The following is a 280-nucleotide window of genomic DNA, read 5'->3' as shown; positions in this document are numbered from 1 at the left end:
GTGGGTGTGGATCGCTTCTTCGAAGGCCTGGCGCAGGATGTACTGGCGGCACTCCGGGTTGGTGATCAGGCGGTACACGGCCAGGACCAGGTTATTGGCGACCAGGGAGTCGGCGGTGGAGAAGAAGCCGAGGTTGCGCATGACGATGCGGCGTTCGTCGTCGGTCAGGCCTTCGGGGTTTTTCCACAGGGCGATGTCGGCGGTCATGTTGACCTCTTGCGGCATCCAGTGGTTGGCGCAGCCGTCGAGGTACTTCTGCCAGGCCCAGTCGTACTTGAAG

The 280-nt window shown here is 62.5% G+C and carries 1 protein-coding gene; it reads right to left on the bottom strand.

The window, feature by feature from the left end; translation table 11 throughout:
* Positions 1–280: ribonucleotide-diphosphate reductase subunit beta (locus V3W40_RS34600; protein WP_330216550.1), on the bottom strand; the 280-nt coding region annotated here is incomplete at both ends.

Origin of the sequence: Pseudomonas sp. AM8 (assembly GCF_036346475.1) — a bacterium.
Lineage (GTDB): Bacteria > Pseudomonadota > Gammaproteobacteria > Pseudomonadales > Pseudomonadaceae > Aquipseudomonas > Aquipseudomonas marginalis.
This window is presented reverse-complemented; position numbering and strand designations above follow the sequence as displayed.